At 70.5% G+C, this 24,940-nt stretch carries 28 protein-coding genes; 15 read left to right on the forward strand and 13 right to left on the reverse strand.

Annotated features, from left to right (window positions below):
* Positions 1–38: 38 nt before the first annotated feature.
* From ACV7JO_RS08760 to ACV7JO_RS08775, 4 genes are read right to left on the reverse strand one after another with little or no spacing between them, the layout of a single operon-like run.
* Positions 39–1,547: a DUF7519 family protein gene (locus tag ACV7JO_RS08760; protein WP_470353028.1), complete on the reverse strand. Its 1,509-nt coding sequence runs from the start codon at positions 1,545–1,547 to the stop codon at positions 39–41.
* Entirely contained in the window at positions 1,544–2,866 is a 1,323-nt protein-coding gene (locus ACV7JO_RS08765; RefSeq protein ID WP_470353029.1) for a DUF58 domain-containing protein, read from the reverse strand. Before ACV7JO_RS08765 ends, ACV7JO_RS08760 begins: the two co-directional genes overlap by 4 nt.
* The gene (locus ACV7JO_RS08770; RefSeq protein WP_470353030.1) at positions 2,863–3,642 is read right to left on the reverse strand and encodes a DUF7269 family protein; all 780 of its coding nucleotides are present in this window, start codon (positions 3,640–3,642) and stop codon (positions 2,863–2,865) included. The genes ACV7JO_RS08765 and ACV7JO_RS08770 overlap by 4 nt, the downstream gene beginning before the upstream one ends.
* Positions 3,639–4,625 (reverse strand): DUF4129 domain-containing protein, encoded by a 987-nt coding sequence (locus tag ACV7JO_RS08775; protein ID WP_470353031.1) that lies wholly within the window; start codon positions 4,623–4,625, stop codon positions 3,639–3,641. Before ACV7JO_RS08775 ends, ACV7JO_RS08770 begins: the two co-directional genes overlap by 4 nt.
* Positions 4,626–4,732: 107 nt before the next feature.
* Between ACV7JO_RS08775 and ACV7JO_RS08780 the strand changes: the two genes are divergently transcribed.
* Entirely contained in the window at positions 4,733–5,785 is a 1,053-nt protein-coding gene (locus ACV7JO_RS08780; protein WP_470353032.1) for a M48 family metalloprotease, read from the forward strand.
* Here the strand turns inward: ACV7JO_RS08780 and ACV7JO_RS08785 are convergent, their stop codons facing one another.
* On the reverse strand, positions 5,786–6,529 hold the full coding sequence (locus ACV7JO_RS08785) for an FAD-dependent oxidoreductase (protein ID WP_470353033.1): 744 nt from the start codon (positions 6,527–6,529) through the stop codon (positions 5,786–5,788).
* A gap of 149 nt (positions 6,530–6,678) precedes the next feature.
* Here ACV7JO_RS08785 and pan1 point away from each other — a divergent pair, with 149 nt between their 5' ends.
* From pan1 to ACV7JO_RS08810, 5 genes are read left to right on the forward strand one after another with little or no spacing between them, the layout of a single operon-like run.
* Positions 6,679–7,893 carry a proteasome-activating nucleotidase Pan1 gene (gene pan1, locus ACV7JO_RS08790; protein ID WP_470353034.1) on the forward strand — a complete coding sequence of 405 codons (1,215 nt, stop codon included), beginning with the start codon at positions 6,679–6,681 and terminating at the stop codon, positions 7,891–7,893.
* A gap of 45 nt (positions 7,894–7,938) precedes the next feature.
* On the forward strand, positions 7,939–8,589 hold the full coding sequence (locus ACV7JO_RS08795; protein WP_470353035.1) for a DUF420 domain-containing protein: 651 nt from the start codon (positions 7,939–7,941) through the stop codon (positions 8,587–8,589).
* Positions 8,590–8,615: 26 nt separating this feature from the next.
* Positions 8,616–9,068 carry a DUF5788 family protein gene (locus ACV7JO_RS08800; RefSeq protein WP_470353036.1) on the forward strand — a complete coding sequence of 151 codons (453 nt, stop codon included), beginning with the start codon at positions 8,616–8,618 and terminating at the stop codon, positions 9,066–9,068.
* A 1-nt stretch (position 9,069) separates the two neighbouring features.
* Positions 9,070–10,806, forward strand: coding sequence for a DNA polymerase/3'-5' exonuclease PolX (polX, locus tag ACV7JO_RS08805; protein ID WP_470353037.1), 1,737 nt, complete (start codon positions 9,070–9,072; stop codon positions 10,804–10,806).
* Complete coding sequence (locus ACV7JO_RS08810; protein ID WP_470353038.1) at positions 10,799–11,257, forward strand: Mut7-C RNAse domain-containing protein; 459 nt, start codon at positions 10,799–10,801, stop codon at positions 11,255–11,257. The genes polX and ACV7JO_RS08810 overlap by 8 nt, the downstream gene beginning before the upstream one ends.
* 55 nt (positions 11,258–11,312) lie before the next feature.
* On the opposite strand, the gene ACV7JO_RS08815 is transcribed toward ACV7JO_RS08810, so the two are convergent.
* The gene (locus ACV7JO_RS08815; RefSeq protein WP_470353039.1) at positions 11,313–12,185 is read right to left on the reverse strand and encodes a hypothetical protein; all 873 of its coding nucleotides are present in this window, start codon (positions 12,183–12,185) and stop codon (positions 11,313–11,315) included.
* Positions 12,186–12,323: 138 nt separating this feature from the next.
* On the opposite strand from ACV7JO_RS08815, the gene ACV7JO_RS08820 reads away from it, so the two are divergent.
* On the forward strand, positions 12,324–12,800 hold the full coding sequence (locus ACV7JO_RS08820) for a DUF5797 family protein (RefSeq protein WP_470353040.1): 477 nt from the start codon (positions 12,324–12,326) through the stop codon (positions 12,798–12,800).
* A 1-nt stretch (position 12,801) separates the two neighbouring features.
* On the opposite strand, the gene ACV7JO_RS08825 is transcribed toward ACV7JO_RS08820, so the two are convergent.
* The gene (locus tag ACV7JO_RS08825) at positions 12,802–13,836 is read right to left on the reverse strand and encodes a DUF5787 family protein (protein WP_470353041.1); all 1,035 of its coding nucleotides are present in this window, start codon (positions 13,834–13,836) and stop codon (positions 12,802–12,804) included.
* 195 nt (positions 13,837–14,031) lie between these two features.
* On the opposite strand from ACV7JO_RS08825, the gene ACV7JO_RS08830 reads away from it, so the two are divergent.
* Both ACV7JO_RS08830 and ACV7JO_RS08835 read left to right on the forward strand, forming a co-directional pair.
* Positions 14,032–14,466 (forward strand): hypothetical protein, encoded by a 435-nt coding sequence (locus tag ACV7JO_RS08830; RefSeq protein WP_470353042.1) that lies wholly within the window; start codon positions 14,032–14,034, stop codon positions 14,464–14,466.
* Positions 14,467–14,504: 38 nt separating this feature from the next.
* Entirely contained in the window at positions 14,505–15,008 is a 504-nt protein-coding gene (locus tag ACV7JO_RS08835; RefSeq protein WP_470353043.1) for a hypothetical protein, read from the forward strand.
* A 98-nt stretch (positions 15,009–15,106) separates the two neighbouring features.
* Here the strand turns inward: ACV7JO_RS08835 and ACV7JO_RS08840 are convergent, their stop codons facing one another.
* Both ACV7JO_RS08840 and ACV7JO_RS08845 read right to left on the reverse strand, forming a co-directional pair.
* Positions 15,107–15,535 (reverse strand): hypothetical protein, encoded by a 429-nt coding sequence (locus ACV7JO_RS08840; RefSeq protein ID WP_470353044.1) that lies wholly within the window; start codon positions 15,533–15,535, stop codon positions 15,107–15,109.
* Positions 15,536–15,703: 168 nt separating this feature from the next.
* A complete protein-coding gene (locus tag ACV7JO_RS08845) occupies positions 15,704–16,129 on the reverse strand; it encodes a bis(5'-nucleosyl)-tetraphosphatase (RefSeq protein WP_470353045.1) in 426 nt (141 codons plus the stop codon).
* 139 nt (positions 16,130–16,268) lie between these two features.
* Between ACV7JO_RS08845 and ACV7JO_RS08850 the strand changes: the two genes are divergently transcribed.
* Together ACV7JO_RS08850 and ACV7JO_RS08855 are read left to right on the forward strand one after the other, a co-directional pair.
* Positions 16,269–16,598, forward strand: coding sequence for a 30S ribosomal protein S10 (locus tag ACV7JO_RS08850; protein ID WP_470353046.1), 330 nt, complete (start codon positions 16,269–16,271; stop codon positions 16,596–16,598).
* 40 nt (positions 16,599–16,638) lie between these two features.
* Entirely contained in the window at positions 16,639–17,910 is a 1,272-nt protein-coding gene (locus tag ACV7JO_RS08855; protein WP_470353047.1) for an amidohydrolase, read from the forward strand.
* A gap of 1 nt (position 17,911) precedes the next feature.
* On the opposite strand, the gene ACV7JO_RS08860 is transcribed toward ACV7JO_RS08855, so the two are convergent.
* On the reverse strand, positions 17,912–18,415 hold the full coding sequence (locus tag ACV7JO_RS08860; protein ID WP_470353048.1) for a type IV pilin domain-containing protein: 504 nt from the start codon (positions 18,413–18,415) through the stop codon (positions 17,912–17,914).
* Positions 18,416–18,610: 195 nt separating this feature from the next.
* On the reverse strand, positions 18,611–19,984 hold the full coding sequence (locus tag ACV7JO_RS08865; RefSeq protein WP_470353049.1) for a geranylgeranyl reductase family protein: 1,374 nt from the start codon (positions 19,982–19,984) through the stop codon (positions 18,611–18,613).
* A gap of 114 nt (positions 19,985–20,098) precedes the next feature.
* Here ACV7JO_RS08865 and ACV7JO_RS08870 point away from each other — a divergent pair, with 114 nt between their 5' ends.
* Both ACV7JO_RS08870 and ACV7JO_RS08875 read left to right on the forward strand, forming a co-directional pair.
* Positions 20,099–20,431 (forward strand): 2Fe-2S iron-sulfur cluster-binding protein, encoded by a 333-nt coding sequence (locus ACV7JO_RS08870; protein WP_470353050.1) that lies wholly within the window; start codon positions 20,099–20,101, stop codon positions 20,429–20,431.
* Positions 20,432–20,627: 196 nt separating this feature from the next.
* Positions 20,628–21,230, forward strand: a complete 603-nt coding sequence (locus tag ACV7JO_RS08875; protein ID WP_470353051.1) for a DUF7110 family protein — start codon at positions 20,628–20,630, stop codon at positions 21,228–21,230.
* A gap of 15 nt (positions 21,231–21,245) precedes the next feature.
* Here ACV7JO_RS08875 and ACV7JO_RS08880 read toward each other — a convergent pair whose 3' ends face one another.
* Positions 21,246–21,863, reverse strand: a complete 618-nt coding sequence (locus ACV7JO_RS08880; RefSeq protein WP_470353052.1) for a stage II sporulation protein M — start codon at positions 21,861–21,863, stop codon at positions 21,246–21,248.
* Positions 21,864–21,976: 113 nt separating this feature from the next.
* Between ACV7JO_RS08880 and ACV7JO_RS08885 the strand changes: the two genes are divergently transcribed.
* Positions 21,977–22,951: a phosphoadenosine phosphosulfate reductase family protein gene (locus tag ACV7JO_RS08885; protein WP_470353053.1), complete on the forward strand. Its 975-nt coding sequence runs from the start codon at positions 21,977–21,979 to the stop codon at positions 22,949–22,951.
* Positions 22,952–22,990: 39 nt separating this feature from the next.
* Here the strand turns inward: ACV7JO_RS08885 and ACV7JO_RS08890 are convergent, their stop codons facing one another.
* Positions 22,991–23,332 carry a pyridoxamine 5'-phosphate oxidase family protein gene (locus tag ACV7JO_RS08890; RefSeq protein WP_470355763.1) on the reverse strand — a complete coding sequence of 114 codons (342 nt, stop codon included), beginning with the start codon at positions 23,330–23,332 and terminating at the stop codon, positions 22,991–22,993.
* Positions 23,333–23,731: 399 nt separating this feature from the next.
* On the opposite strand from ACV7JO_RS08890, the gene ACV7JO_RS08895 reads away from it, so the two are divergent.
* Positions 23,732–24,940: an MFS transporter gene (locus ACV7JO_RS08895; protein WP_470353054.1), complete on the forward strand. Its 1,209-nt coding sequence runs from the start codon at positions 23,732–23,734 to the stop codon at positions 24,938–24,940.

The following is a 24,940-nucleotide window of genomic DNA, read 5'->3' on the forward strand; positions in this document are numbered from 1 at the left end:
GCCCTTGTGCCGGTCCCGACTAAAAGAGTCCGCTCGCCCTACGCCGACGGCGCGTCGTCGCGCAGCGTCAGCGCGACGGTGAACGCGAGGACGGCGACCAGCACGAGGCCCAGTGCGATAGCCGAGCGCCACGCCGCCGCTCCGGTGGCGGGCGGGGCCAGCGTCGGGACGAGCAGGTACCGCGCGGCGAGCGCGAACGCGACCGCGCCAAGCAGGACCAGTCCCGCGCCCGTGACGTGGACGAACTCGCTGTCCGTCGAGACGGCGGCCCGACCCAGTTGCGTCCCGAGGCTCGTGGCGTGTGCGCCGGCGTCCCAGACCAGCAGGGAGCCCGCGACCGCACAGACGACCAGCGGGGTCGGGAGCCCGAGTTGGGCCGCGCCCAGCGTCGTCAGGAACAGGGCCGCGCTCCCGACGGCGAACCCGGTCGCGGTGTCGGGCACGAGGTCGTACCGGGCCAGCAGCGACGGGAGGCCGACGGCGGCACCGACCACGATGAGCGCGCCCAGAAGCGCCGTCAGCGCGACCGCGGCCGGGCCGACGAGCGTCGCCATCCCGCTGCCGGCCGGCGTCAGCGTCGCCCCGGTGGCGGTCAGTACGGCCACCGCGGCCAGCGTCAGGGCGACGGCGACGACGGTCCCAGTCTGGTAGGCGAGGGTCCGTGCTGGGTCGTCGCCCAGCCAGTCGACGAGCCACGAGCGCAGCGTCTCGCTGGCTCGAACTCCGACCAGCGCGACGACGACTGCGGCGAGGAGAGCGTGTAGCGGGCCGGCGAAAGCCACCCGAAGCACCGCGCCCAACACCGGGACCGCGGCGAGGAAGCGGTCGAACAGCGCGCCGAACGGCGACGCGGCCAGCACCAACTGGACGGCGATGGCACCCCAGACAGACACCGGGACCGACCGGAACGGGACGCCGACGTCGTCGAGGCGGGCGAGCGGGCCGTCTTCGGCCGGGCTCGCACCGGGGTGCCACGACGCGAGGACCGGGACCGCCGCGTGCAGCGCCACCGCGGCGAGGACGACGCCCAGTTGGAGCGTGACGAAGCCGACGAACGGCGTCACCGTCGCCGCCGCGAACGCCGCCGCGGCGACTACGCCAGCCACGTCGAAGGTGGCGTTGAGGTTCAACAGGACCCCGAGGACGACGCCCACGAGCAGGACGTTGACTCCCTCCCGGAGCGCGGTCGAGAGCGCGTCGCCCGGCCCGTGGCCCTCGTCGGTCGCGTCGAGGACGACCAGTGCCGTCCCGAAGGCAAGCCCCAGACAGACGGCGAGCGCGCCCGCGGTCGGCGCGAGCGCCGCCACTGCACCGAGCAGGCCGACGCCGGCCACCACGCCGAGGCTGCCCGCGGCGACGCGGGCGTTCGTCTCGCCGCCGAGCGCGACCGCCCCGCCGCCCAGCGCCAGCGCCCCGAGGACGGCGACGACGGCCGCACGCGGCGTGCCGATGCCGACGCCGACCGCCAGCGCGACCGCGACCGCGACCGTCGCGGCCAGCGCTGCCCCCGAGCGGGCGGGCCGGCGGTCCGGCGTGACGGCGCTCACGCCGACCACCCCGCCATCGCCCGGCGCAGCGCCGCCGAGAGCGGTTCCGACGGCGACCAATCGACGAGCCGGACCGTCCCGCGGAGGTCGTCGACGCGCTCGCCGCGGTCGAGCGCTTCGAGGGTCGCGCCCGGCGAGTCCGTCGCGGTCACGTCGGGGCTGATGAGCGTGACCGCGTGGCCAAAGGCCGACAGTCGCTTGGCGGCGTCGGCCGCCCGGTCGTCGAGCAGCGGCGTGCAAAACACCACCTGCGCCCCATCGGGGAGACGGCGTTCGAGCGTGGCGAGCGGGTCGCCGCCGTCGGCGACCCCGTAGCGGCGGTCGACCTCATCGACGGACTCGAAGAACGTCCGCTCGACGCCCTCGAAGAACCACGTGTCCGACCCGTCGTCGGACGGGGCCGCCGCGCCGACAGCGTCGGCGAGGAACCGCCGGACGCGCTTGGCCTGTGCGCGGTCGGCGTCGGGCGCGAGGTAGTCCCCGGCGTCGAAGGTCGCCGCGCCGACGCGGTTGTTCGCCGCGAGCAGGCGGCACGCGACCTGTTCGGCGGCGTAGGTGCCGAACTGGACGGCGGTCGGGCCACGTGGCGTCGCCGAGACGTGGTGTCTGGTGTCGACCAGCGCGACGACGCTCGCGGCCCGCGTCTCCCGGAACTGCACGGTCGCCAGTTCGCCGGTCCGGGCGAACCGGTTCCAGTCGATGCGGCTCATCGGGTCCGTCGAGTGGTACTCCCGGATGGCGTGGAAGGAGACGCCCGTCCCGCCGGCGTCGGTCGGGACACGGCCGCTGTGGCGAAGCGTCTGTGCGGGCACGTCGAGACCCTCGACGGGAGCGCGACAGGTCAGCGGCGAGTCGACGGCCACCGCCGTCCGGTACTCGGAGCCCCCGGTAAGGTTCCGGCAGACGACCGTCGTCTCGCCGAACTCGTGTTCGCCGCGGCGGGCGCGGACAGTGTAGGTGACCGACGCGGACTCGCCGGCGTCGACGGTCGTCCCGAGGCGGGGCGAGCCGTCGACGACCGGGAGCCGGTCGGGAACGCCGTCGACGACGCGCACGTCGGGGAGGTAGTCGTCGCCATCGTTGCGGACCGTCACCGTCACCTCGACGTCGTCGCCGGGCGTCGGCGCGGGCGGGTCCAGCGAGCGGGTGACCGACAGCCGCGGCTCGGGGGCGTCGACGGCGGACTCGTAGGCCGCGTAGACCAGCCCGACGGTGGCGGCGACGAAGACGGCGGCGTTACCGGTGACGACGCCGACGGCCCCGGCGACCAGCGCCGCCGCGACGCCCACTGCGCGGCGGGGCGACCGGCGCTCGCTCACTGCGGCTCACCCCCGTCGACGACGCGGCGAAGCTCCGCGACGGTCGCTCGCACCTGCCGGTCGAACCCCTCGCCGCTTGCCCAGTCCCGCAACTGGACCGACAGCGGCGGGTCCGGAACGTCGCGGCCGCCGAGGAACGCCGCTGCGCGCCGGTCGTCGGTCCACGTCCCGTTCTCGACGGCCTGACCGGCCTCCGCCTCGTTGTACCCGCGCCGGACGAGCGCGCGTTCGACGGTCTGTCGGAGCTGCCAGCGCACGTCGGCGGCGTAGCTCGCCTGTAGCCCGTCGTACGGGTCGACGCGACCGTCTATCTCCGCGAGCAGTTCGTCGAAGTCGGCACCGGCGACGCGGGGGTCGGCCGCGACCGCGTCGGGCGTCGGCGCGGGGACCTCTATCGGGTCGCCGTCGTCCTCGGGTGCGCCGCGCGAGCGGTCGTAGGCGACGTACAGCCCGAACAGGCCGACAAACGCGCCCAGCAGGAGCGTGAACGAGCGCAGCGACTCGACCGCGGTGGGGTCCGGCGGGGCCGGGACGAGGCCGGGGAACGTCGCGACGAGGACGCTTCCGGCCAGCGCGGCGATGCCGACGACGGCGGCGGCCGCCCAGAGCCGTCCCGGCGCGGTCCGCTCGACGGTAGCGTCTATCGTCGCCCGCGTCGCGTCTCGGGTCCGCGCCGCGGGGTCGTCGGAGGCCACCGCGCCGGTCGTCGCCTCGGACGCCGTCGCGTCAGTTGCCGCGTCGTCGGCGTCTCGCTCCGTCGTCTCGGTGGCGCTCATCGGTCCTCACCCCCGCGCCGCAGGCGGGCGTAGGCCGCGCGAGCGCGCTCCAGCCGGTCGTGCGAGGACGAACCACCGCCGTACTCCAGTTCGCGGTAGAGGGCCGTCAGTGTCCGGACGGGGGCCGCGGGGAGCCCCGCGTCGATGGCGGTCCGAGCGTACTCGCCGGGCGTCGTCGCGTCGGGATTGGGTACCGACACGAGGTCGGTCAGCCACGCCCACGCCTCGCGGACCGAGGACGGCGTCGGCGTCGGGTCGTCGGCCGCGGACGGCTCGCTCGCCCCGCCGTCGTCGGCGCTGTCGTCGGAGAGGAACCCCGGCGATGAGAGTCCGTCGCGAACCGACGGCAGGAGCCCGCTCCCGGCGGTGAGCGAGCCGAGCGCGGTCAGCGGCGCGGCGACGAGCGCGCCCAGCGCCCCCGGGAAGACCCGGAGGCTCCGTCGGGCCATCCGACCGAACGGGCCGAGACCGGCGGTGAGGCCGCGCGCGACGCCGCCGGCGATGCTCCCGACGCCCGCGGCGACCCTGCCGAGCGCGCCGGCCCCGGTCAGCAGGACCAGCGTCGTGAGCCGCGGGATACGCCCGACGACGCCGGCGAAGGGTATCCCGGGCAGCGAGAGCGCGCCGAGGCCGGGCAGGGAGCCGTCGACCCCGTCGACCGAGCGGGCCACGGCGACCGCGAGGTACGCCAGCCCGCCCACCACGAGGACGGCGAACAGCTTCGGGACGAACGACAGCGGGTCGCCACCGCCGGCCGGGGCGGTCGCGGCGCTGGGGGTGTCCGTCGGCGTCGGGTCGGGCGTGGGCGTCGGCGTCTGTGTCGCTGTCGGTGTCGTCTCCGGGACCGACGGCTCTGTCGGTCCCGCGACGGTCGGGCCAGTGTCGAGTTCGGCGTCGAGGGCAGCCGGGAACAGTCCGGTGGCGAACACCACGGCACCGGCACAGAGGAGGGCGAGGGCGGTGCGGACCAGAGTGGAGGGCACGTTAATCGTAGTTCATGCCAGCGAAGCTAAAATATTGTCCTTGGCAAAACCGGGGTCGGACCCACCAGAAGGATTTTCATTCGTTGACAGCAACGTCGATACACTGTATGGGGTCCCTCGCACGACGCATCGTCCTGACGCTCTCGCTGCTGGTGGTCGTCGACCTCGCGGTGGTCACGGCCGTCGCCGCCCTCCTGACGCCGTGGCTGTCGCCGCTCCGAGCCGTCGTCGCCGACGCTCTCCCGCTGGGCGGCGCTTCGGCGGCCGCCGCGTGGTGGCTCGCCGTGGTCGCTCCGGCGCTCGTCGCCTTCGTCTGGGCACAGCTCCGGTACACGCGGGCACAGACCCTCGCGGAGGTCGACGCCCGGGAGGTCGGTCCCGACGAGTACCCCGACCTCCACGGACGGGTCCAGCGGCTCGCACAGCTCGCCGACGTTCGCCCGCCGACCGTCGCGGTCGCGGCGACGGACGTCCCGAACAGCTTCGCGGTCGGCACGCTCGGGAGCGCGACCGTCGTCGTCAGCGACGGCCTGCTCGCCGCGCTCGACGGCGACGAACTCGACGCCGTGCTGGCCCACGAACTCGCGCACGTCTCGAACCGGGACGCGACAGTGATGACGCTCGCCAGCTTCCTGCCGGCGCTGACCCGTGGCGAGTACGGTCCGCTCGACGACTTCCTCCCGGGTCGCCGCGGGAGCCGGGCGCTCGCCGCCGTCGCCGCGCTGGTCGGGGCCGCGGTCCTGAGCGTCCGTTTCGTCGACGCCCCCGTCGCCAGCCCGGCATTCGGGGCCGCGGTGCTGTTCCTGTCGGCGGTGACGGTGGTTCTGGGGGGCGTCCTGCTGGGCGTGTTCACCGCGCCGGTGGTCGTCCTCGGCCGGTCGCTCTCCCGGTCGCGGGAGTTCGCGGCCGACCGGAGCGCGGCGGCGCTCACCGGGAAGCCGGCGGCGCTGGTCGACGCCCTGCGGTCGCTCGACGACGGGGTCGAGGGGACGCCGGCGGCGGACAAGCGCCGCGCGTATGCGAGCGTTCGCGGACTGTGTTTCCTCCCGCACGGCTTCGACCCAGCCGGGGAGCACGACGACGACCCGATAGCGGTCCGGTCGCACCCGCCGACGCGCGAACGAATCGACCGCCTGCGCGCCGTCGCGGGCGAGGCGTAGCTACTCCGCCTCGTCGTCGGCGAGGCTGGGGTGGGGCGTCGGCTCGCTCGGCATCGGCTCGGCGAAGTACCGCCGCATCACCTCCAGTGACTCCTGCTCGCGGCGTTCGCGCTCCTCGTCGGAGATCTCCTCACAGCCCGGCGGGACCGGCCGGCCGCGGTCGGTGAAGTACCCCTCGGGGGCGGTCCAGTCGTGGTAGAAGTCCACGTCGGAGTCCTCGACGAGCGCGAGGCCGACCTGCGCGCCGTGGCCCGCCGCGACGATGGCTTGGTGGTGGCGCTCGGCGAGGCGGCCGGCGGCGTAGAGGCCGTCGACGGCGGTCCGGCCCACGTCGTCGGTGCCGACGAACTCCTTGGAACCGCGGTCGATGCTCTCGACGCCGAGTCCGTCCAGATACGACGGGTCGGACCACGAGGCGGCGACGAGGTACGTCGCGTCGTACGCCTCGCCGTCGGTCAGCGTCACCTCGAAGCCGCCGTCGGTCTCGACGGCCGAGTCGGCCTCGCCGTCGATGAACCAGACGCCGGCGCGACGGGCTTGGGCCTGCATCAACTCCAGCAGGAGGCGGGGGTTGACACCCGCCGGGAAGCCGGGGTAGTTCTCCAGATGGGCGTTCCGTCCGAGGATGGACTCGCCAACGGAGACGATTCGGGTCGAGAGACCCGCGCGGGCGGTGAAGATGGCCGCCGAGAGGCCGGCCACCCCGCCGCCGACGACGATGACGTCCTCGCGGTCGTCTGTCATGGGCGTGCGTGCTCACTGCCCGACCAGAAAGCTGCCGGTTCGCGCTCGGCGGGGTCGACAGACCCGCCTGTACGGACCTCTCGGCGGGCGTTACCGGTATCTGACCCTACCCGAAGCCTCATAACGGTTCACCTGCTAGACGTGGCGTAATGACCGACACCGTCGACGAAGTCGACCTGCCATACGACGACGACGCCTCCCAACAGAAGAAGATAGAGGCGCTGCAGGAGCGGCTCGAGGTGCTCGAAGCCCAGAACGAGGAGATGCGGGACAAGCTCCTCGACGCGAACGCCGAGAACAACAAGTACCAGCAGAAGCTCGAACGGCTGACCCACGAGAACAAGAAGCTCAAGCAGTCGCCGCTGTTCGTCGCCACCGTCCAAGAGCTCACCGACGAGGGCGTCATCATCAAACAGCACGGCAACAATCAGGAGGCCCTGACCGAGGTCACCGACGAGATGCGCGAGGACATCGAGCCCGACGACCGCGTGGCGGTCAACAACTCTCTCTCTATCGTCAAGACGCTGGACGACGAGACCGACGTTCGCGCCCGCGTGATGCAGGTCGACCAGTCGCCGGACGTCACCTATCAGGACATCGGCGGCATCGAGGAGCAGATGGAGGAGGTCCGCGAGACCGTCGAGATGCCTCTGAAGAGCCCCGAGATGTTCGAGGAAGTGGGCATCGACCCACCCAGCGGGGTCCTGTTGCACGGGCCGCCGGGGACGGGCAAGACGATGCTCGCCAAGGCCGTCGCCAACCAGACCGACGCCACCTTCATCAAGATGGCCGGCTCCGAGCTGGTGCACAAGTTCATCGGTGAGGGGTCGAAACTGGTTCGGGACCTCTTCGAACTCGCCCGGCAGGAAGAGCCCGCCGTCGTCTTCATCGACGAGATAGACGCCATCGCGGCCAAGCGCACGGAGTCGAAGACCTCGGGGGACGCGGAGGTCCAGCGGACGATGATGCAACTGCTCTCGGAGATGGACGGCTTCGACGACCGCGGCGAAATCCGCATCATCGCCGCCACCAACCGCTTCGACATGCTCGACCGCGCCATTCTGCGCCCCGGCCGGTTCGACCGCCTCATCGAGGTCCCGAAACCGGACTTCGAGGGGCGCAAGCAGATATTCCAGATTCACACCCGCAGCATGAACGTCGCCGACGACGTGGCGTTCGAGGCCCTCGCCGAGGAGATAGACGAGGCCTCCGGCGCGGACGTGAAGGCCATCTGCACCGAGGCGGGGATGTTCGCCATCCGCGACGACCGTACCGAGGTCCGGATGCAGGACTTCCACGACGCGTGGGAGAAGATTCAGCAGGACGACACCGAGGACGAGGACGTCTCCCGGACGTTCGCCTGAGCCGCGTTCCAGAACACAGAAAGCCGTCCGCTTCTCAGTACCGCCATGGCCGTCGCTGACAGACTCCAGTCGCAGGCACGAGCCAGTCCCAAGCGCGTCACCGCCGCCGTCTCGGTCGTCGGCTACGCGCTCGTGTTCGGGGCCTTCGGCGGTGTCCTCCCGCTACCGGAGCTCTCGAACGAGACCGTCATCCTGCTCTCCGACGCCATCGCCGTCGTCAACTCCGCCGCGTTGCTCGCCATCCTCGCCGGCGTCTACTTCATCAAGCGGGGCGCGGTCCGAAAACACCGCGCGGCGATGCTCACCGCCTTCGGGCTCATCCTCACGTTCCTCGTGATGTATCTCACGAAGGTCGGGGGCGGCTTCGAGAAGGCCATCACGGCCACGGGACTCGTCTGGGGAGCCTACATCGTGATGCTCGCGGTCCACATCCTCCTGTCGGCCGTCTCGGTCCCCGTCGTCGTCCACGCCGTCGTCCTCGGGCTGAGCCACTCGCCGGCCGAACTGCGCGAGACGGCCCACGCCCGCGTCGGCCGCATCGCCGTCGCCGCGTGGGGCCTCAGCCTCTTTCTCGGGCTCGTGACCTACGTGATGCTCAACCACGTCTACGGCTGGGTGCCACGAGGGACCGAGGCGGTGCTGCTCGCCGCGGTCGGCCCCTCGCTGCGCGAGTGGGTCGACGGGCGAAGCGGGTAAGAGGCACCGTCACGAACGGAGGAGTAGTGCAAGAGTTCGAGCGCAAGCAACTGTTAGAGCGCATCGAACGGGAGGGGGCGACCGTCGGTGCCGACATCCCCGACGAGATAACGGTCCAAGGGGAGGAGATAGCGCTGCGGTCGTTCGTCTTCGAGATAAAGCGCCGCGACACCGTCCCGCCCGGCGAGCGCGAGCGCGTCGAGCAGGCCAAGAAGAACCTGCGGCGCGAGCGCCTCCAGCGCCGACAGCGCATCGAGGACGGCGCGGTGAGCTACGCCGAGGGCGAGCGGCTGGCGAACGCCATCATCGGCATCGACCGGGCGCTGAACGCCCTCGAACAGCTCGGCCCGGCGAACCTCGAACAGGAACAGCGGGCACAGGAGGCGGCCGACAAGAAGCGCTGGATGACGTTCCTCCGGAAGGCACTGGGCCACGAGGACGCCGATTCGGGCACGGGCCGTGCCGGGCGGAGCCGCTGAGATGAGCCGCAACGACGAGGTCGCGCGGCGACTGGAGGCGTTCGCCGACCTGCTGGAGGCAAACGGCGTCGAGTACAAGCCCCGCGCCTACCGGCGGGCGGCCGAGAACATCCGCGACCACCCGGGAGCCATCGAGGGGCTGGCGGCCGACGGTGAGGCCGCCGTCGCCGAGATAGAGGGGGTCGGCGACGCCATCTCCTCGAAGGTCGTCGAGTACGTCGAGACCGGCGAGATAGCCGAGCTAGAGGAGTTGCGGGACCAACTCCCCGTCGACATGGCCGCGCTGACCGCCGTCGAGGGCGTCGGTCCAAAGACCGTCGGGACGCTCTACGAGGCACTGGGAATCACGACGCTGGACGAACTGGAGGCCGCCGCCGAGGCCGGCGAGATACGCGAGGTGAAGGGCTTCGGCCGGAAGACGGAGGCGAACATCCTCGACAACGTCGACTTCGCCCGCGAGGCCCACGAGCGGTCGTTGCTGGGCGAGGCGCGGCCCTACGGCGAGCGGGTCCGGGACTACGTGGCCGGCGTCGACGCCGTCGAGCGGTGCGAACTCGGCGGCTCCATCCGCCGCTGGAAGCCGACCATCGGCGACGTGGACGTGCTGGTCGGCAGCGACGACGGCGAGGCGGTCGTCGCGGCGTTCACCGACTGGGCGGAGGTCGACCGCGTACTGGAAGCCGGCGAGACGAAGGCGAGCGTCCGAGCCGACGACGTGCGCGTCGACCTCCGAGTGGTCGTCCCCGAGGAGTTCGGGGCCGCACTCCAGTATTTCACCGGGAGCAAGGACCACAACGTCACCGTCCGCAACCGTGCCATCGAGCGCGACCTGAAGGTCAACGAGTACGGCGTGTTCGACGTGGCCGGCGTCGAAGACGACGGCCAGCGGGCCGGCGAGCGCGTCGCCGGCGCGACCGAGGAGGGGGTCTACGAGGCGCTGGGGATGGCGTGGGTCCCGCCGGAGCTGCGCGAGGACCGCGGCGAGGTCGACGCCGCGGCCGGGGACGACCTCCCGGACCTGCTCGCCGAGGGCGAGGTTCGAGGCGACCTCCACACCCACACCGAGTGGTCCGACGGCGGGAACACCGTCGCGGAGATGGTCGCCGGGGCCGCCGCGTTCGGCCACGACTACCTCGCCGTCACGGACCACGCGACCGGGCCCGGGATGGTCGGCGGTGTCGGCGTCCCCGACGACGAACTCCGCGAGCAGATGGCCGCGGTGGAGTCGGTCGCCGCCGAGGCCGACATCGAGGTGTTCACCGGCGTCGAAGCCAACGTCGACGCCGACGGCTCGGTGTCGGTCGCCGACGACCTGCTGGCAGAGCTGGACGTGGTGGTCGCCTCGCCCCACGCCGCGCTCGACGGCGACGGGACCGACCGCCTCGTCGCCGCCGCCGAACACCCACACGTCGACATCGTCGGCCACCCGACCGGCCGGTACCTGAACCGGCGGCCGGGGCTGGACGTGGACGTGGCGCGGCTGGCCGCGGTCGCCGCCGACAACGGGACGGCACTGGAGATAAACGCCAATCCGGCCCGGCTCGACCTCGGGGGCGGCGCGGTCAAACAGGCCGTCGAGGCCGGCGCGACCGTGGTCGTCGACACCGACGCACACTCGCCCGGCGACTTCGAACTGGTCCGCTACGGCGTCCACACGGCCCGGCGGGGCTGGGCGGAGACGGCCGACGTGCTCAACGCCCGCGACGCGGCGGGGGTCCGCGCGTTCCTCGATGACTGACGACCGCCCGCCGCTGGCGCTGGACGCGATGCTGGGGTCGCTGGCGACGCGCCTGCGGATGTGTGGCTACGACGCGGCCTACGCGCTGGACCGGGACGCCGAGGCCGACGACGACCTGCTCGCGCTGGCCCGGACGGAGAGTCGGCGCATCCTCACCCGCGATACCGACCTCGCTCGGCGGGCCGACGACGCCGTCCTGCTGACCGAGCGCGAGGTGACCGACCAGCTCCGGGAACTCGCCGCGGCCGGGTTCGCGCTCCAACTCGACGACGAGCCCCGGTACTGTGGCACGTGCAACGGCCGCGTCGAGCCGGTCGCGTGGCCCGAGCCGACGCCCGAGTACGCGCCGGACCCGAGCGAGGTGGCCGTCTGGCGGTGTCGGGACTGCGGCCAACACTTCTGGAAGGGGAGCCACTGGGACGACGTAGCCGCGACGCTGGCCGACCTGTAGCCCGCCGCGTCGCCGCGCGGTCGGGCTGTCTCGGAAACGGCCCTCGAGGACCGCCTCAGAGGACCGCCTCGACCGGCCGGTCGCCCGCGTGTCGCCGGACCTCGAAGTCGTAGCAGAGCTGCTCGGCGACGAGTTCGTACGCCGTGGCGACCGTCTCCAGCATCGACTCGTCGGGCGGGTGGAGGTACCGCGGCGGCGACTCACGCACCCTGTCGAGGAGTCCCCGGACGGCCCGGCCCAGCGAGGTGTCGGCCCGCGACCGGCGGGTGGGCCACGCCAGCAACACCTCGCAGTCGGCGGGGTCGACGACGACGCCGCGCAGGTCGCCGTGTGGGTACCAGCGCGTCGTCCCGTCGGCGCGTCCGAGCCACAGCCCCTCGACGGTGAGTTCGACCGCCACGTCGCCGACGGTCCACGCCGCCAGCGCGCCGTGGGGGAACAGTTCGGTGCAGGCCACGTCGGCGACGGCGTCTCTGACCCGTTCCCGGTCGGCCTCGTCGAGGCCGTCGACGGCCCGGACGGCGTCGTGGCGGGGCTCCGAGTAGTAGTGCCAGTCGTCGCCGTCGACGACCGCGAGGTGGTCGATGCCGTGGACCCGCCAGCCCGGCACGTCGGCGTCCGCGTCGGGGTCGTCGAGGGCCAGACACGAACCGAGCGCGTCGGCGTCGGCGGGCGTCGCACGGACCACGGGTAGCTCGGTCTGCAGCGGGCCGTCGTCGGTTTCGAGCCGGTGCAGTTCCGCGAGGCGCTGGGGGACGTGGCGGTCGAGTATCTTCGGCGAGACGGCGACGTGGGCGGTCATCCCGGCCGCGAGCAGCGCCTCGACGGCGGCGTTCTCGGCGCGGACCCACGCCCGGAGCGGTGCGCTGTCGCGGTTCGTCACCAGCCTGTGTGAGGTCGAGGCGTAGGTCCGGGAGGGCGGCTGCACGCGTCGGGGGAAGAGGGCGGGGACCGTATCGGTTTCCGTTCCGGCCGGGAACGGCGCGCAATCGGGGGCAGTCCGAACGCCCGGCCCGACCGCCGCAGTCCAGAACGCTTGTTACGCCCCTCCCGTTAGGTGCGAGCGATGACCCTCTCGGAGGAGGCCCGCGAGCGACTGGCGGACATCGTCGAACTCCAACCGACGAAAAACGCCGACCTGCAGGACCGCTGGGGGATGGAAAGCGGGAGCGAGGTCCACCAGTACCTCGAATCCGAACTCAAGGAGCACTACTACCGCAACGAAGACAGCCTCATCTGCGCGACGCCGGAGGCGACCGCGCTCATCGACGGCGAGGACTCCGACCGCGTCCAGACGGTGACCGTGACACCGCTCCAGCAGGCGGTCATCGACGTGCTGGCCGCGCCCGACGAGGAGAGCCAGAGCGTCGTCGCCGTCCTCCACGCGCTCCGGGACGCCGGCGAGGACCCCGAGGTCGACGCGGTCCGGTCGGCGCTGCGGAGCCTCGCCGACAAGGGCATCGTCGAGACGGTCCAGAAGACCGTCCCGACGTTCAAACTCGCCGTCGCGCGCGACCAGATAGACGTGGCCCTCGTCGAGTAGCCTACTCGTCCAGCCCTGGCCGACGACGGCGGCGGCGGTCGTCGAGCAGTCGTTTGCTGGCTGCGCCCGGCCCGCCCTCGATGGGCCACCCCGACGTGCGCCACGCCGGCGGTTCCGGCTCGAACGACGGGCACGCGCCGCGACACTCGCCGGCCGTCGGCAGTCGCTCCTTGGCACCACAGTGCGGGTAGACGCCGGACTCGTCGGCGCACAACGAGAAGTGCCGGCAGTCGGGCCGCATCGTGTCCGCGTAGGCGCGCCACCCCCGCTCGTAGGCCCGCTCGGCTATCTCCAGCCGCTTGGCGCGCTTCCACTCGGGGTCGGCGTACTCGAAGCGGGCCGCGCTCGCGCCGTCGTCGGGCCGGTCGAGGATTCGGGTCCCGGGGTCGGAAACGGCCAGTGAGCGCGGTTGCCAGACCGCGTCGGCGGTGCCGGCCGCCGGGTCGACGGTCAGGACACCGGCCTCCCCCGGGAGGTCCGCGAGCAGGACCGGTTCGACGCGCTCGCCGGTGGCCGCGCTGGCGACCCACACCTCGTCGGCCAGCGAGAGCGCCGCGTCGCGCTCCAGTTGCGGGACGAGGTCGCGGGCGGCGCTGGCCGAGAGGTCGGGCTTGTTCTCGATAGCGACGACCCGGCGGAGCCAGTCGGGGTAGCGGTGGCGACGCCGGATTTCGATGCGGTTGCCCCGCTTGCGCGTCTCGACGGCGTCGCGGTCGGCGGCGGCGTGGACCGCCTCGCGGACGTACCGCCACGGGTAGCCCGGGTCCGGCAGGGCCTCGCGGTAGTAGGTCCACTCCGCAGGGGCGTTCCGGACGACGTGCAACAGGTCCGAGTCCAGCGCCGCGGCCCCGAAGCGGGCGCGCTGGCGGAGACCGTCGGGGTCGCATTCGAGGACGACGGTGTCCCAGCGCCGGTGTTTGGTCCCGAGTTGCCGCGCGACGAGGACGGCCGAGTCGGCGCGAGCGGGGTCCCACGACCGCTCGGCCCACTGGCAGACCGCTAGCTCGAAGGCGAACTCGGAGTCGACGGCGCGCACACTCGGCGTTGACCCGCTGTCGGTAAAACCCCGTGGGTCGCCGAGCAGACAGCCGTGTGAATTATTTAGATATACCAGTCCCAGAATATATCCCGCGTAGAAGCCACGGAAGTAACTCGCTAGCAGGAATAGTTGGCAGAGCCGTTTCCGGCATCATTAGGTTTTTGTATAAAGCTTTTGACGGCATATCTGTTAATGTCAGCAGAATCACCCGGGGACAACGAGCAGTACTGTCGAGAGTGTGGCGAGATAATCCTCTCGAAGGCGGAGATATGTCCGGAGTGTGGGGTCCGGCAGCAGAACAACGCGACCGCACAGCAGGGCCAACAGCCCAGAAGCGGCGGCGGGAGAGCTGGGGGCGGCGCGGGAGGCGGAGCCGCCGTTCAGAACGCCCAGCCGGCCGGTAGCCAGAGTTACGGGCTCATCTTCGCCATCATCGACTCGTGGAAGTACCAGAACGTCCTCCGGCACCTGCTGAACATAATTCTGGCGCTCAGTACCGTCGGCGTGTATCTCGGCGTGTTGCTCGTCGAGGGACTGGTCCACTACCGGAACCTGAACAACGGCGACAGCCAACCGTACGACGAAAGCAAACAGAAGGTGTGGACGACCTTCACTCACGTCCAGTGAGTGGCAGCGATCCGGAAACACAATCGCCTGAATCATAAATGTCAGATAGAGACCGTTCCGATGACGACGAGGACTTGGTGCATTGTTTCGAGTGCGGCGCGGAGATACGGCGCAGCGCGGAGATCTGTAAAGAGTGTGGCGTCAGGCAGCAGGACGCACCACCGGCCGCAGCGGGGACTCCGGCGGGGTCGTCGCAGTCCGCCGCGGGCGGACAGGCGACCCAAGGGCAAGGGACGACTCAGACGGCGGGGGCTGAGAGTACCGATTATCTGGAGGAATACAGCATCCTGCAGTGGCTCGTCGCGATAGTCGTCGGCGTTGCCACGTTCCCGGTCGGGCTGATCGTTCCGGGGTACATGCTCTACAAGGCCTCCAACGGGACGGGGAAGGAACAGAGCGGGCTGGAGGCGTGGACGGCCATCCTCTTCGGTATCATCGGCATCATCGCCGTCGAGGTCGGCGGGAGAACCGCGGCAAAGGTGCTGTGGGGACTGTTCGTTCTCGTCCTCCTCTTGCTCGCCGTCGTCCTCCTCGGCATGTAGCGGACGGACCGGGGCCGCCCACGGTGTTGCCGGCGGGCAGCCGGTTTTCAGTTCCGAACTGGCGATAGTTTCGGGCAGCCCGGCGGGTCAGGCTGCCGTCACTGGTTCAGGTAGCCGCCGATGGCACCGCCGGCGGCGTAGCCGATGGGCGAGAAAAACAGGAGGCCGATGAGGTTCGTCAGCGCGCCGAACCCGGCCATCATCGCCATCCCGCCGCCGGTCTGGGCCATCCCGGACCCGGTGGCGGCACCGAGGACGCCGCCGAGCAGGAACGAGCCGGGGATGTAGACGACGTTGAACGCGACAGCCGCGACCATCCCGGTCACGAGGGCGAACTTGACCGCTTCGCCCGTGTCGTCGATGGTCGTGAACAGGGTCACGACGGCCGCACCGAGGAATATCTCTTTGAGCGTCGGGACGAGTCGCACCAGCGTCCCGAGAATCGGGACGAAGCCGGCGAGGAGGAGGGCGACGAACGTCACGGCGACCGATTTCTTGACGGCGGTTTCGTCGAATCCGAATATCATGTCTTCGGTCGTACTATATCCCCGCCGTATAAAATAGTAGCGAGCAGTCGCCGTCGCTGTCGACGCACGGTAGGGAGGCGTTACCCGCCGGTGGCCCGTAACCTCTCGCAGTCGTCCCGGTGGGCCGGGACGCGCCGCCCCGGGCGGCGCTATCCGGAACTGACCGACTCAGTCATCGTAGTTCTCGTCGATGAACTCGTGGGCCTGCTCCAGTATCTCCCGGGGACCGTCCTGCGTGACGGTGTTGACCGCTTGGTCGTAGTCGCGCCACTGCATGTCGCGATGTTCGGTCGACAGTTCGGCTGACGCTTCGTAGGACTTGGCGACGAACAGGTGGACCGTCTTGTGGATGGTGTTGCCGTTCGCCTCGAACACGTAGTCGTAGTCCTCGCGGAACCCGTCTAAGAGCCGGAAGTCCTCGATTCCGGCCTCCTCTTTCACTTCGCGGATGGCGGTCTGCTGAAGTTCCTCCTCGCCCTCGACGCCGCCCTTGGGGAACTCCCAATCGCCGGGGCGGGACTTGAGCAGCAGGTACTCACGCCGGCCACGCGTATCGCGAAAGAGGATGGCTCCCGCGCTCGTGGCCTCTATCATTACCCCGTTGGTAAAACGTCGGTACTTAAGTGAATATCGGAGAGCGAATCGGGCGACCGCGGCCGTCTCGGTGGCGGTCGGTCGGCGGGCGACGCGAACAGATGCGTTTTTGGTGCTCGCCGGACAGAGTGGGTGACAGATGCCCTTCGTCACCACCCTGCGGCTCACCAGCGGGGACCGCCACCGCCTCGACGACGTCGTCGCGGACATCAAGGAATCCGCCGAGCGCAAGGGGGTCGAACTGAAGGGCCCCCACCCCGAGCCGCCGTCGGAACTGCGCGTCCCGCAGTCCAAGACGCTCGGTCCCTCGGGGGACCGGTTCGAGCCGTGGACCCACACCGTTTACGTCCGAACCATCGAAATCGTCGGCTACGAGGAGTTCGCCCGCGACGTGACTCAACAGACATTCCCCGGCGGCGTCCACGTCGAGGCCGACATCGAACAGCGGACCCACGCCAGCGGCTCCTGAACGGCGCGGCCGATAAGTCGGTGGCCGCCGTCGGCCCGGTATGGACACCGACCTGTACGACCGCCTCGTCTCGCTCCGGCGGACGTTCCACGCGTACCCCGAGCCGGCGTGGTGCGAGTTCTACACGACCAGCCGCGTCGTCGACGAACTGGAGCGAATCGGCGTCGACGAGATACGCGTCGGCCCGGAGCTTCTCGACGCCGACGCGCGGATGTCGGTCCCCGACGGCGAGACGCTCGAGGAGTGGCACGACCGGGCGCGGGAGGCGGGCGCTCGTGCCGACGTGCTCGAACAGACGGCCGGCGGGCTGACGGGTGCGCTGGCGGTGCTGGACCGCGGCGACGGCCCGACGGTTGGTCTCCGCGTCGACGTCGACGCCCTGCCGATACGGGAGAGCGACGCCGACGCCCACGCGCCGGCGGCCGGCGGGTTCCGGTCAGGCAACGAGGGGTACATGCACGCCTGCGGGCACGACGCCCACGCGACCATCGGCCTCGGCGTGCTGGCGGCCGTCGCCGAGAGCGACTTCCGCGGGACGCTGAAGGTGCTGTTCCAGCCCGCCGAAGAGGTCATCGGCGGCGCGAAGGCCGTCGCCGAGAGCGGCGTGCTCGACGACGTGGACGAACTGCTGGCGGTCCACATCGGCTTAGACCACCCGACGGGCGAGGTGGTCGCGGGCGTGGGCGGGTTCCTCGCCGTCCGACAGTTCGAAGCGACGTTCTCCGGGGAGTCGTCCCACGCCGGCGGCCACCCCGCACAGGGGCGGGACGCGGTGCAGGCGCTGTCGACGGCGGTCCAGAATCTCCACGCCGTCCGTCGGCACGCCGACGGGGCGACGCGGGTCAACGTCGGCGTCGTCGAGGGCGGCACGGCGACGAACATCGTCCCCGAGCGCGCCCGCATCGAGGGCGAGGTGCGCGGCGAGACGACAGCGCTGAAAGAGTACATGAGCGAGCGGACCGACGACGTGGTCGAACACGCGGCGGAGATGCACGGCTGCGAGTGGACCGTCGAGACGACCGCCGAGGCCCCCAGCGCCGAGAGCGACACCGGGCTGGCGGACGTGGTGTACGACGTGGCGGGGACGGTGGCGGGCGTCGACAGCTGGCTCCACGAGGCACCGCTTGGCGGCAGCGAGGACGCCACCTACCTGATGGACCGCGTCCAGCGAACCGGCGGCCGGGCCACGTTCGTCGGGGTCGGCACCGACCACCCCGGCGGCCACCACACGCCGACGTTCGACGTGGACGAGCGGTCGCTGGCCGTCGGCGTGGACGTCCTCGCCGGGGCGGTAGCGCGGCTGGGCCGGTAGCTCACGCCTCGGGGCCGCGCCACGTGGCGAACGTGACCGTCCGGTCGGTGTTCCGTGACGCCCAGTGGACCCTGACCGTCGCGCCGGTCAGGTCGAGTACCCCGCCCGAGAGGCCCGCGTCGGCGGCGTCGAAGGTGGCGGTGCTGCCGGCCGAGAGCCGGGACGTGGTCGACACGCCCGCGTCGAGCGCCTCGAACTCGTACCGCCCGTCGGGGTCGCCCGGCCCCGAGTAGGCGGCCCCTTCGACGGTGACGGAGACGGTCCCGGCGGGGACCGGGTCCCCGCTGGCGTGTGTTATCCGCAGCGTGTCGTCGCCGCTGGACGCGTACGCGTACTCGAAGTCGAACGCGGTCTGTGGCGTGTCGGCGTCGGTCGCGTCCTCGCCCAGTCCGAAGGCGAAGGTGGCGGCCGTCGCCGCGAGCAGGACAGTGATGGCGACCATCAGGACGACGCCGACGACTGGCGAGACGGCTCGGTTCGCTGACGTGAGTCGTGTTGCTGTCATGGATTCCCCCCGGCGCGGGCCGTCGGCGACGGCCACGCGCTCGTTTTCACGTTAGTTCACTTCGGAAGTGGTCGAAATAAATATTGTCGTCCTAACTGAGACGACGGCGCGGCTCGGCGTCCGAGCCTCGGCGAGAATCCGCGACGGTTCGGGGCGGTCGGTTCCACGGCGGCACGGCCTGTCGGTCGTCGGGAGTCAGTACTTGGGTTCCGCGCCGGTCGCGGCGTAGATGTCGTCCATGATGGCGTCGCGCTCGCGCTGCCACGCGTCGAGGCCCGAGGGGGTCTCGGGGTAGGACTCGTAGTGGTCGAGCAGGCGGTCGGCCAACTGCTTGGTCCGGTAGAGGTCGCGGATGGTCCCCCAGTGGCCGAAGCTCTTGACCGCGGTCCTGAGCTTCAGGCCGAGACCCACGCTGGTCGACCCCGAGTACAGCGCCTCGGCGAGTTTCGTGGCCGGCAGTGCCGCCAACAGCCCCATCAGGTCGTCCACGTCGTAGGCCGTCGCGAAGATGTTGTACACGTCCAAGGCGGCGTAGCGGGCCCCGAAGTGGTCCATCACGCGCCGGTTGTACTCCCAGAGGGCCGCCTCGTCGTCGGTGCGGCCATCCTCGATGGCCTCGATGGCCTGCTCGGCGGCGTACTTGCCGGCGTAGGCGGCCCCGGCGATGCCGCCGCCGGTCGTGGGGTTGACGTGGCCCGCGGCGTCGCCGACCGCCATGTAACCGGGTGCAACGGCCGAGTCGTACGGGCGGCGGGTCGGCAGCGCCGCCCCGAGTTTGTCCGTGACGGTCGCGTCCTCGAACTCGGCGCGGCCCTGCAGGTCCCGCTTGAGGTCGTCGACCAGTTCCATGGGTTCCTCGTTCATCTGGAACCCCAGCCCGACGTTTATCTCCGTCTCCGTCCGCGGGAAGTACCAGAGGTAGCCCGCCGAGCGGTCGGTGGGTTTGAACACCAGCGCGTCGTCCCACTCGACCGGCTCGTCGACCTCGACGATTTCGCGGTAGGCCGAGCAGAACTGCGAGTACTGGACGTTGGTGTCGAAGGTGGTCCCCTCGAAGTCGACCTTGTCTTGGAGGACCGACAGCGCGCCCGCGGCGTCGACGACCACGTCGGCGTCGTAGGTGACCGCTTCTCCTTTCCGGGTGGCGTCGATGCCGGTGACTCGGCCGTCGTCGGCCTGTCGCACGTCCTGGACGACGGTGTCGTAGTGAAACGTCGCGCCCGCGGAGGTCGCCCCGTCGATGACCCGCCGGCCGTACTCCCAGCGGTCGATGACGGCCAGTTCGCCGGGCACCGGAATCTCCAGCACCGTGTCCTCTTGGGGAATCTCGAAGCGCCCGTGGTCGACGCCGGTGTTCGTGAACGCGGGTTCGAGTTGGGACTTCGGGATGGCCTCGGGGAAGTCGCTGGCCCCCTTCAACGCGTCGCCGCAGGCGATGTGGCCCGCTTCCTCCTCGTCCTTGCGCTCGACGACGACGGCGTCGTACCCCGCGTCGGCGAGCGTCGCGGCGGCGTAACACCCCGACGTCCCCGCACCGACGACGACGACGTCGTACTGGTGTGTGGTCATGCCCGCCCGTCGTCACCGGAGGGGCAAAACGATTCCGGCCTGTCGAACCCGCCGGCCTCTCGGTGTCACGTCCGGGAATAAAGAGTTTTGCCGGGGGGTACCGAACGGCGGGGTATGACCGACTACACCGTCGAGTTCGTCGGTACCGGTGAGACGATCACCGTCGCCGACACGGAGACCATCCTCGCCCGCTGTCTGGAGGAAGGCATCGCACAGGAGTACTCCTGTCGGGTCGGGATGTGTCTCGCTTGCTCCGCCGAGGTCCTCGAAGGGGAGGTCACGCAGCCGGCGGCCCGGGGACTCACCGAGAGCGAGCGAGAGGACTACGCACTGACGTGCATGGCCCGGCCCGCGTCGGACCTCAAACTGGACCGCGGGAAGTACCCGCCGAGCATCGAGCGCGAAGCCGTCGCCGACGGGAGCGACTCGGCCGCGGCCGACGACTGACATCCTTCCGCCCGCACGTTCTCGGAAGATTTTTCGAAGGCGGTCTGGAGGCGTGATAGCGTCCTCTCGGCTGGTCAACCGAATCGGGAGAGGGGCCGGCAGAAAGAAGGGCAGGTCATATAAGCATGTGGCTCGTAGAGTGGAGCGACCGCAGCGTCAGCGGACGGCCGGCGATGACCGACACCCTTTCCCAATCATGACCAGCCGCGTATACAGACTGCACTCGACGCTCGAACTGCCACTCGAAGACGCCTACGACTTTTTCGAGGACCCCGACCTTCCACCGGAAATCGCTGACGTGGACATCACCCGACGGAACAACACGCTCATCGTGAGTGCCGTGGCGAAAGACGACAGCATGAGCAAGTACACGCCGACGGCACAGCTGAAAGCGAGCGTGACGGAGAACCGCGTCTACGAGGAGGACCCTGAAGAGATGGGGCCGTCCAGCGCGGCCAGCACGGGGAGTTCGACCGGCCCACAGTGGGGCGCGCTCAAAGAGGAGGAGGAAGAAGAGATAGAGTCCGAGCTCGTCGAGTACGCCTGCTTCAAGGGCGACCGCGAGACGGTACTCCAGAACACTGCGCTCCAGTACGCGATGTTCGAGGTGCTGTGTGAGGTCGCCAAGATAGCCGAGAAGGGGACACTCACCGCCATCGCGGCGGTCGACGAGGACCTCGAAGCCATCCGCATCGTCGACGGCGAGGAGCGACCCGCCGCCATCAACGTCGCCGAAGAGCCCCGCGACGAGGACGAGGAGGGCGGCGTCGACTGGCGGGACAACGAGTTCATCAACTGACGCCGCCGCCGGTTCTCAGCCGACCGACCCGAGTTCCCCGCCAGCGACGCGCTCGGCGACGGCGATAGTGAGGTTCGCCTCGACGTAGGCCGCGACGAGGATGAGCAGCGCGGCGACGCCGACGAGCCACCCGGCCTCCCGCAGGTCCCGCGTCCGCAGGAGTTCGTCGTCCCACCCCAGCAGGTACCGAACCGTCAGCCAGCCAAAGCGTAGCCCGACGGCCGAGACGATGAGTAACGCCGGAATCTCCAAGACGCCGTGTGGCACGAGAAGCGCCGCGACGACCAGCGGTGGAGCCTCTTGGACGACGAGTCCGACGACGCCGCCGATGAGCAGGCCGTTCAACACGAGTCCGAACAGGGTGACGAGACCGAGCGAGACGGCCCCGAGCAGTATCACCAGCATCGCGGTCAGGTTGTTGACCGCGAGTGAGACCGTCGTGATGCGGTCGGGGAAGAAGGGGTTCGACCCGGCGGTACCGGTGGCAGGGTCGGGGAGCGATTCGATGGGGACCAGACTCCCGAGGAAGAAGCCGACCAGCGTGCTCACGCCGAGGACCAACGCCGCGACGGGGAAGTAAACGAGGAGCCAGCGCCGGCAGACGGCGCTGGCGGCGGTCAGGCGGTCGTTCATACCGGCGACAGGTGCGTCGCCGACAAAAGGACACTGGAGCGGGTGTAACTCGTTGACATACCTGTCGGTCTCCCGAAAAGTACTTACAAAAGCTAATTATATCTCATTACACGATGTCCCAGACAGAGTTCCCCGACTATCTGGACGTTGATTACACCGACGGCGAGGGCGAGTCCCCCGAGGACTACCCCTCCATCAACCACAAGATAGAGAAGGCCATCGAGGTCACCAAGGAGGGCCTCGAGGAGTACGAGAACCCGGTCGTCATGTGGACCGGCGGGAAGGACTCGACGCTGACGCTGTACTTCGTCAAGGAGGTCGCCGACCGCTTCGACCTCGAAGTGCCGCCCGTGGTGTTCATCGACCACTACCAGCACTTCGACGAACTCATCGAGTTCACGAAACACTGGGCCGACGAGTGGGACCTCGAGGTCATCTGGGCCCGCAACACCGACGTGGGCGAGTACGTCGACGAGAACGGGCTGGAACCGGGCGACGACATCCCGGTTTCGGACCTCTCGGAACACAACCAACACCACATCCGCAACATCCTCGAGTACGAGGAGGACGACTTCCCGTTCCTGCTGGACACCTACGTCGGCAACCACCTCCTCAAGACGGTGGCGCTCAACGACACCATCGAGGAGCACGACGTCGACGGCATCCTCTCAGGCATCCGCTGGGACGAGCAGGAGTCCCGTGCCGACGAGACGTTCTTCTCGCCCCGGCACGACCCGGACATCTACCCGCCTCACGACCGCATCCAGCCCATCCTCCAGTTCGCCGAGGCCGACGTGTGGGAAGCCTTCTGGAACTTCGTCGTCCCGGACACGGTCGCCGGCTTCCCGGACGACGGCTACGTCCCGCAGGGCCAGGACGACCTGCCCGAGGGCATCGAGAAGGAGGACGTGCCCGTCTCGCCGAAGTACTTCGCCGGCTTCCGCTCGCTGGGCAGCGAGGTCTCGACGGACAAGTCCGCCGAGGAGCCCGCGTGGCTACAGGACATGGCGAACACGACCGAGCGCGCCGGCCGCGCACAGGACAAAGAAGACCTGATGGAGCGCCTGCGCGACCTCGGCTACATGTGAGGTAGGCGGCCTCCCGGCTCTTTTCCGCCGCAGTTCCCTTCAGTCGTAGGTCCAGTAGCTCGCTGACCCGACAGCGATGCGGACGGCGGTGTTCTCCGCCCACGCGTCCGGGTCGGCCCCGTACCGGCGATTGATGCGCCGACGTATCGCGTCGGCCCGCTCCTCGTCCGTCACGACCGTCGCGGTCCCGTGGAGCGAGAGCCCCCAGACGGCGTCACCGTCGTCGTCCCGCTGGACCGACAGCGCCACGCGGGGGTTGTGTCGGATGTCGGCCAGTTTCCGCCCCGTGGTGACGACCTCGACGGCCCCGTCGTGGTAGGCGAACCACACCGGCGCGGCGTGTGGGCGGTCGTCGCGGGCGGTGGCGAGGTGGCCGACCAGCGCCGCCTCGGTGAGCGCGTCGACGACGGCCGAATCGAGGTCGCCGCCGTCGGTGCGGGCGGGTGCGTCGTCGGCGTCCGCGTCGGCAGCCGTCGCGGCGTCGCCGTCGTCCTCGGGGACCCGGTAGCGGTCGCCGTCGCGTTCGAGTCGCCCCTCGGCGACGGCCCGTTTCAGGGCGCGGTCGACCTCGCGCTTGTCGACTGTCGTCGCTCCCATCAGCGAGTCGACCTGTTCGCGGGAACACCAGCCGTCGCGGGCGGCGTCCCGGACCGTCTCGACGACCCGAGCGGTGATGTCGGTGACCATACGCGAACGGAGGCGCGGCGGCGAGGTATAGCTGCCGCCGGCGGTCCGGCCCGCTCCGACACATATTTTCGCCCGCTGGGCGTACGTATCGACGTGTCGACCCGGCGTGACCGAGCGGTGCTTGCAAGCGTCGTCTTCGTGGTCCTGCTCGCGCAGGTGCTGCTGTACCCCGGCATCGACCGGCTGGTGCGGGCGCTTGGCGCGACGACCGAACTGGACGCGAGCATGTGGTTCCTCGGCGCGGAGTTCGCCGCGTTCGTCGTCTTCGCGGGCGTCTGGGGCGCGTTGAGCGACCGGACGGGGCGGCGGGTCCCGTTCGTCGTCGGCGGCGCGGCCGCCGGGGCGGGGCTGTACGCCCTGCTGGCGTGGCTCCCCGGCGTCGTCCCCATCTCGTTTGCCGGCGTCCTCGTCCTCCGGGCGCTACAGGGGGCGGCGACCATCGCCGCGTTCTCGCTGTCGATGACGATGCTGATGGACCTCGACGGGGGCCACGGGAAAAACATGGGCGCGGCTGGCATCGCCATCGGCGGCGGCACCGCGCTGGGCGCGCCCCTCGGCGGCCAACTGTACGAGGTGCGGACGACGCTGCCGCTGTACGTGGCCGCGGTGCTGTTGCTGGTGGTGGCGACGCTTGCGCTGCTGGTCGACGACCGCGCCCGGGCGAGCGACGCGGGCCGGCTCCGGGAGGCAGTCACCCTGCTCCGGCGGACCCGAACGCTGGCCATACCCTACGCCTTCGGGTTCATCGACCGGCTGACCGCCGGGTTCTTCGCGCTCGTCGGGACGCTGTACTTCCGGGAGGTGTTCGCGCTCTCGCCGGGCGAGACGGGCGTGTTGCTGGCGCTGTTTTTCGGCCCGTTCGCCCTCCTGCAGTACCCCTTCGGCGTCCTCTCCGACAGAATCGGGCGGACGGTCCCCATCGCGGCCGGGTCGTCGCTGTACGGCATCGCCGTCGTCGGCGTCGGACTGGCCCCCGCGCCGACCGTCGCCGGCGTCGGGATGGTCGTCGTCGGCGTCATCGGCGCGCTGATGGCCCCCGCGACGATGGCGCTGGTCTCGGACCTCGCACCGGCGACCGAACGCGGGGCCGCGATGGCCGGGTTCAACGCCTTCGGCAGCGTCGGCTTCCTCGCGGGGGTGCTCGTCGGCGGCGGCGTCGCCGGGACGTTCGGCTACTTCGCCGCGTTCGTCGTGGCCGGCGGCGCGGAGGTCGTGCTGGCGCTGGCCGCGCTCCCCGGACTGCTCGGGCTGGACGGGACGCGGGCCGACGCCGAAGCCGAACCGGAGCCCGAGTCGGGCTGA

This window comes from Haloarcula sp. MBLA0138 (genome assembly GCF_055632455.1).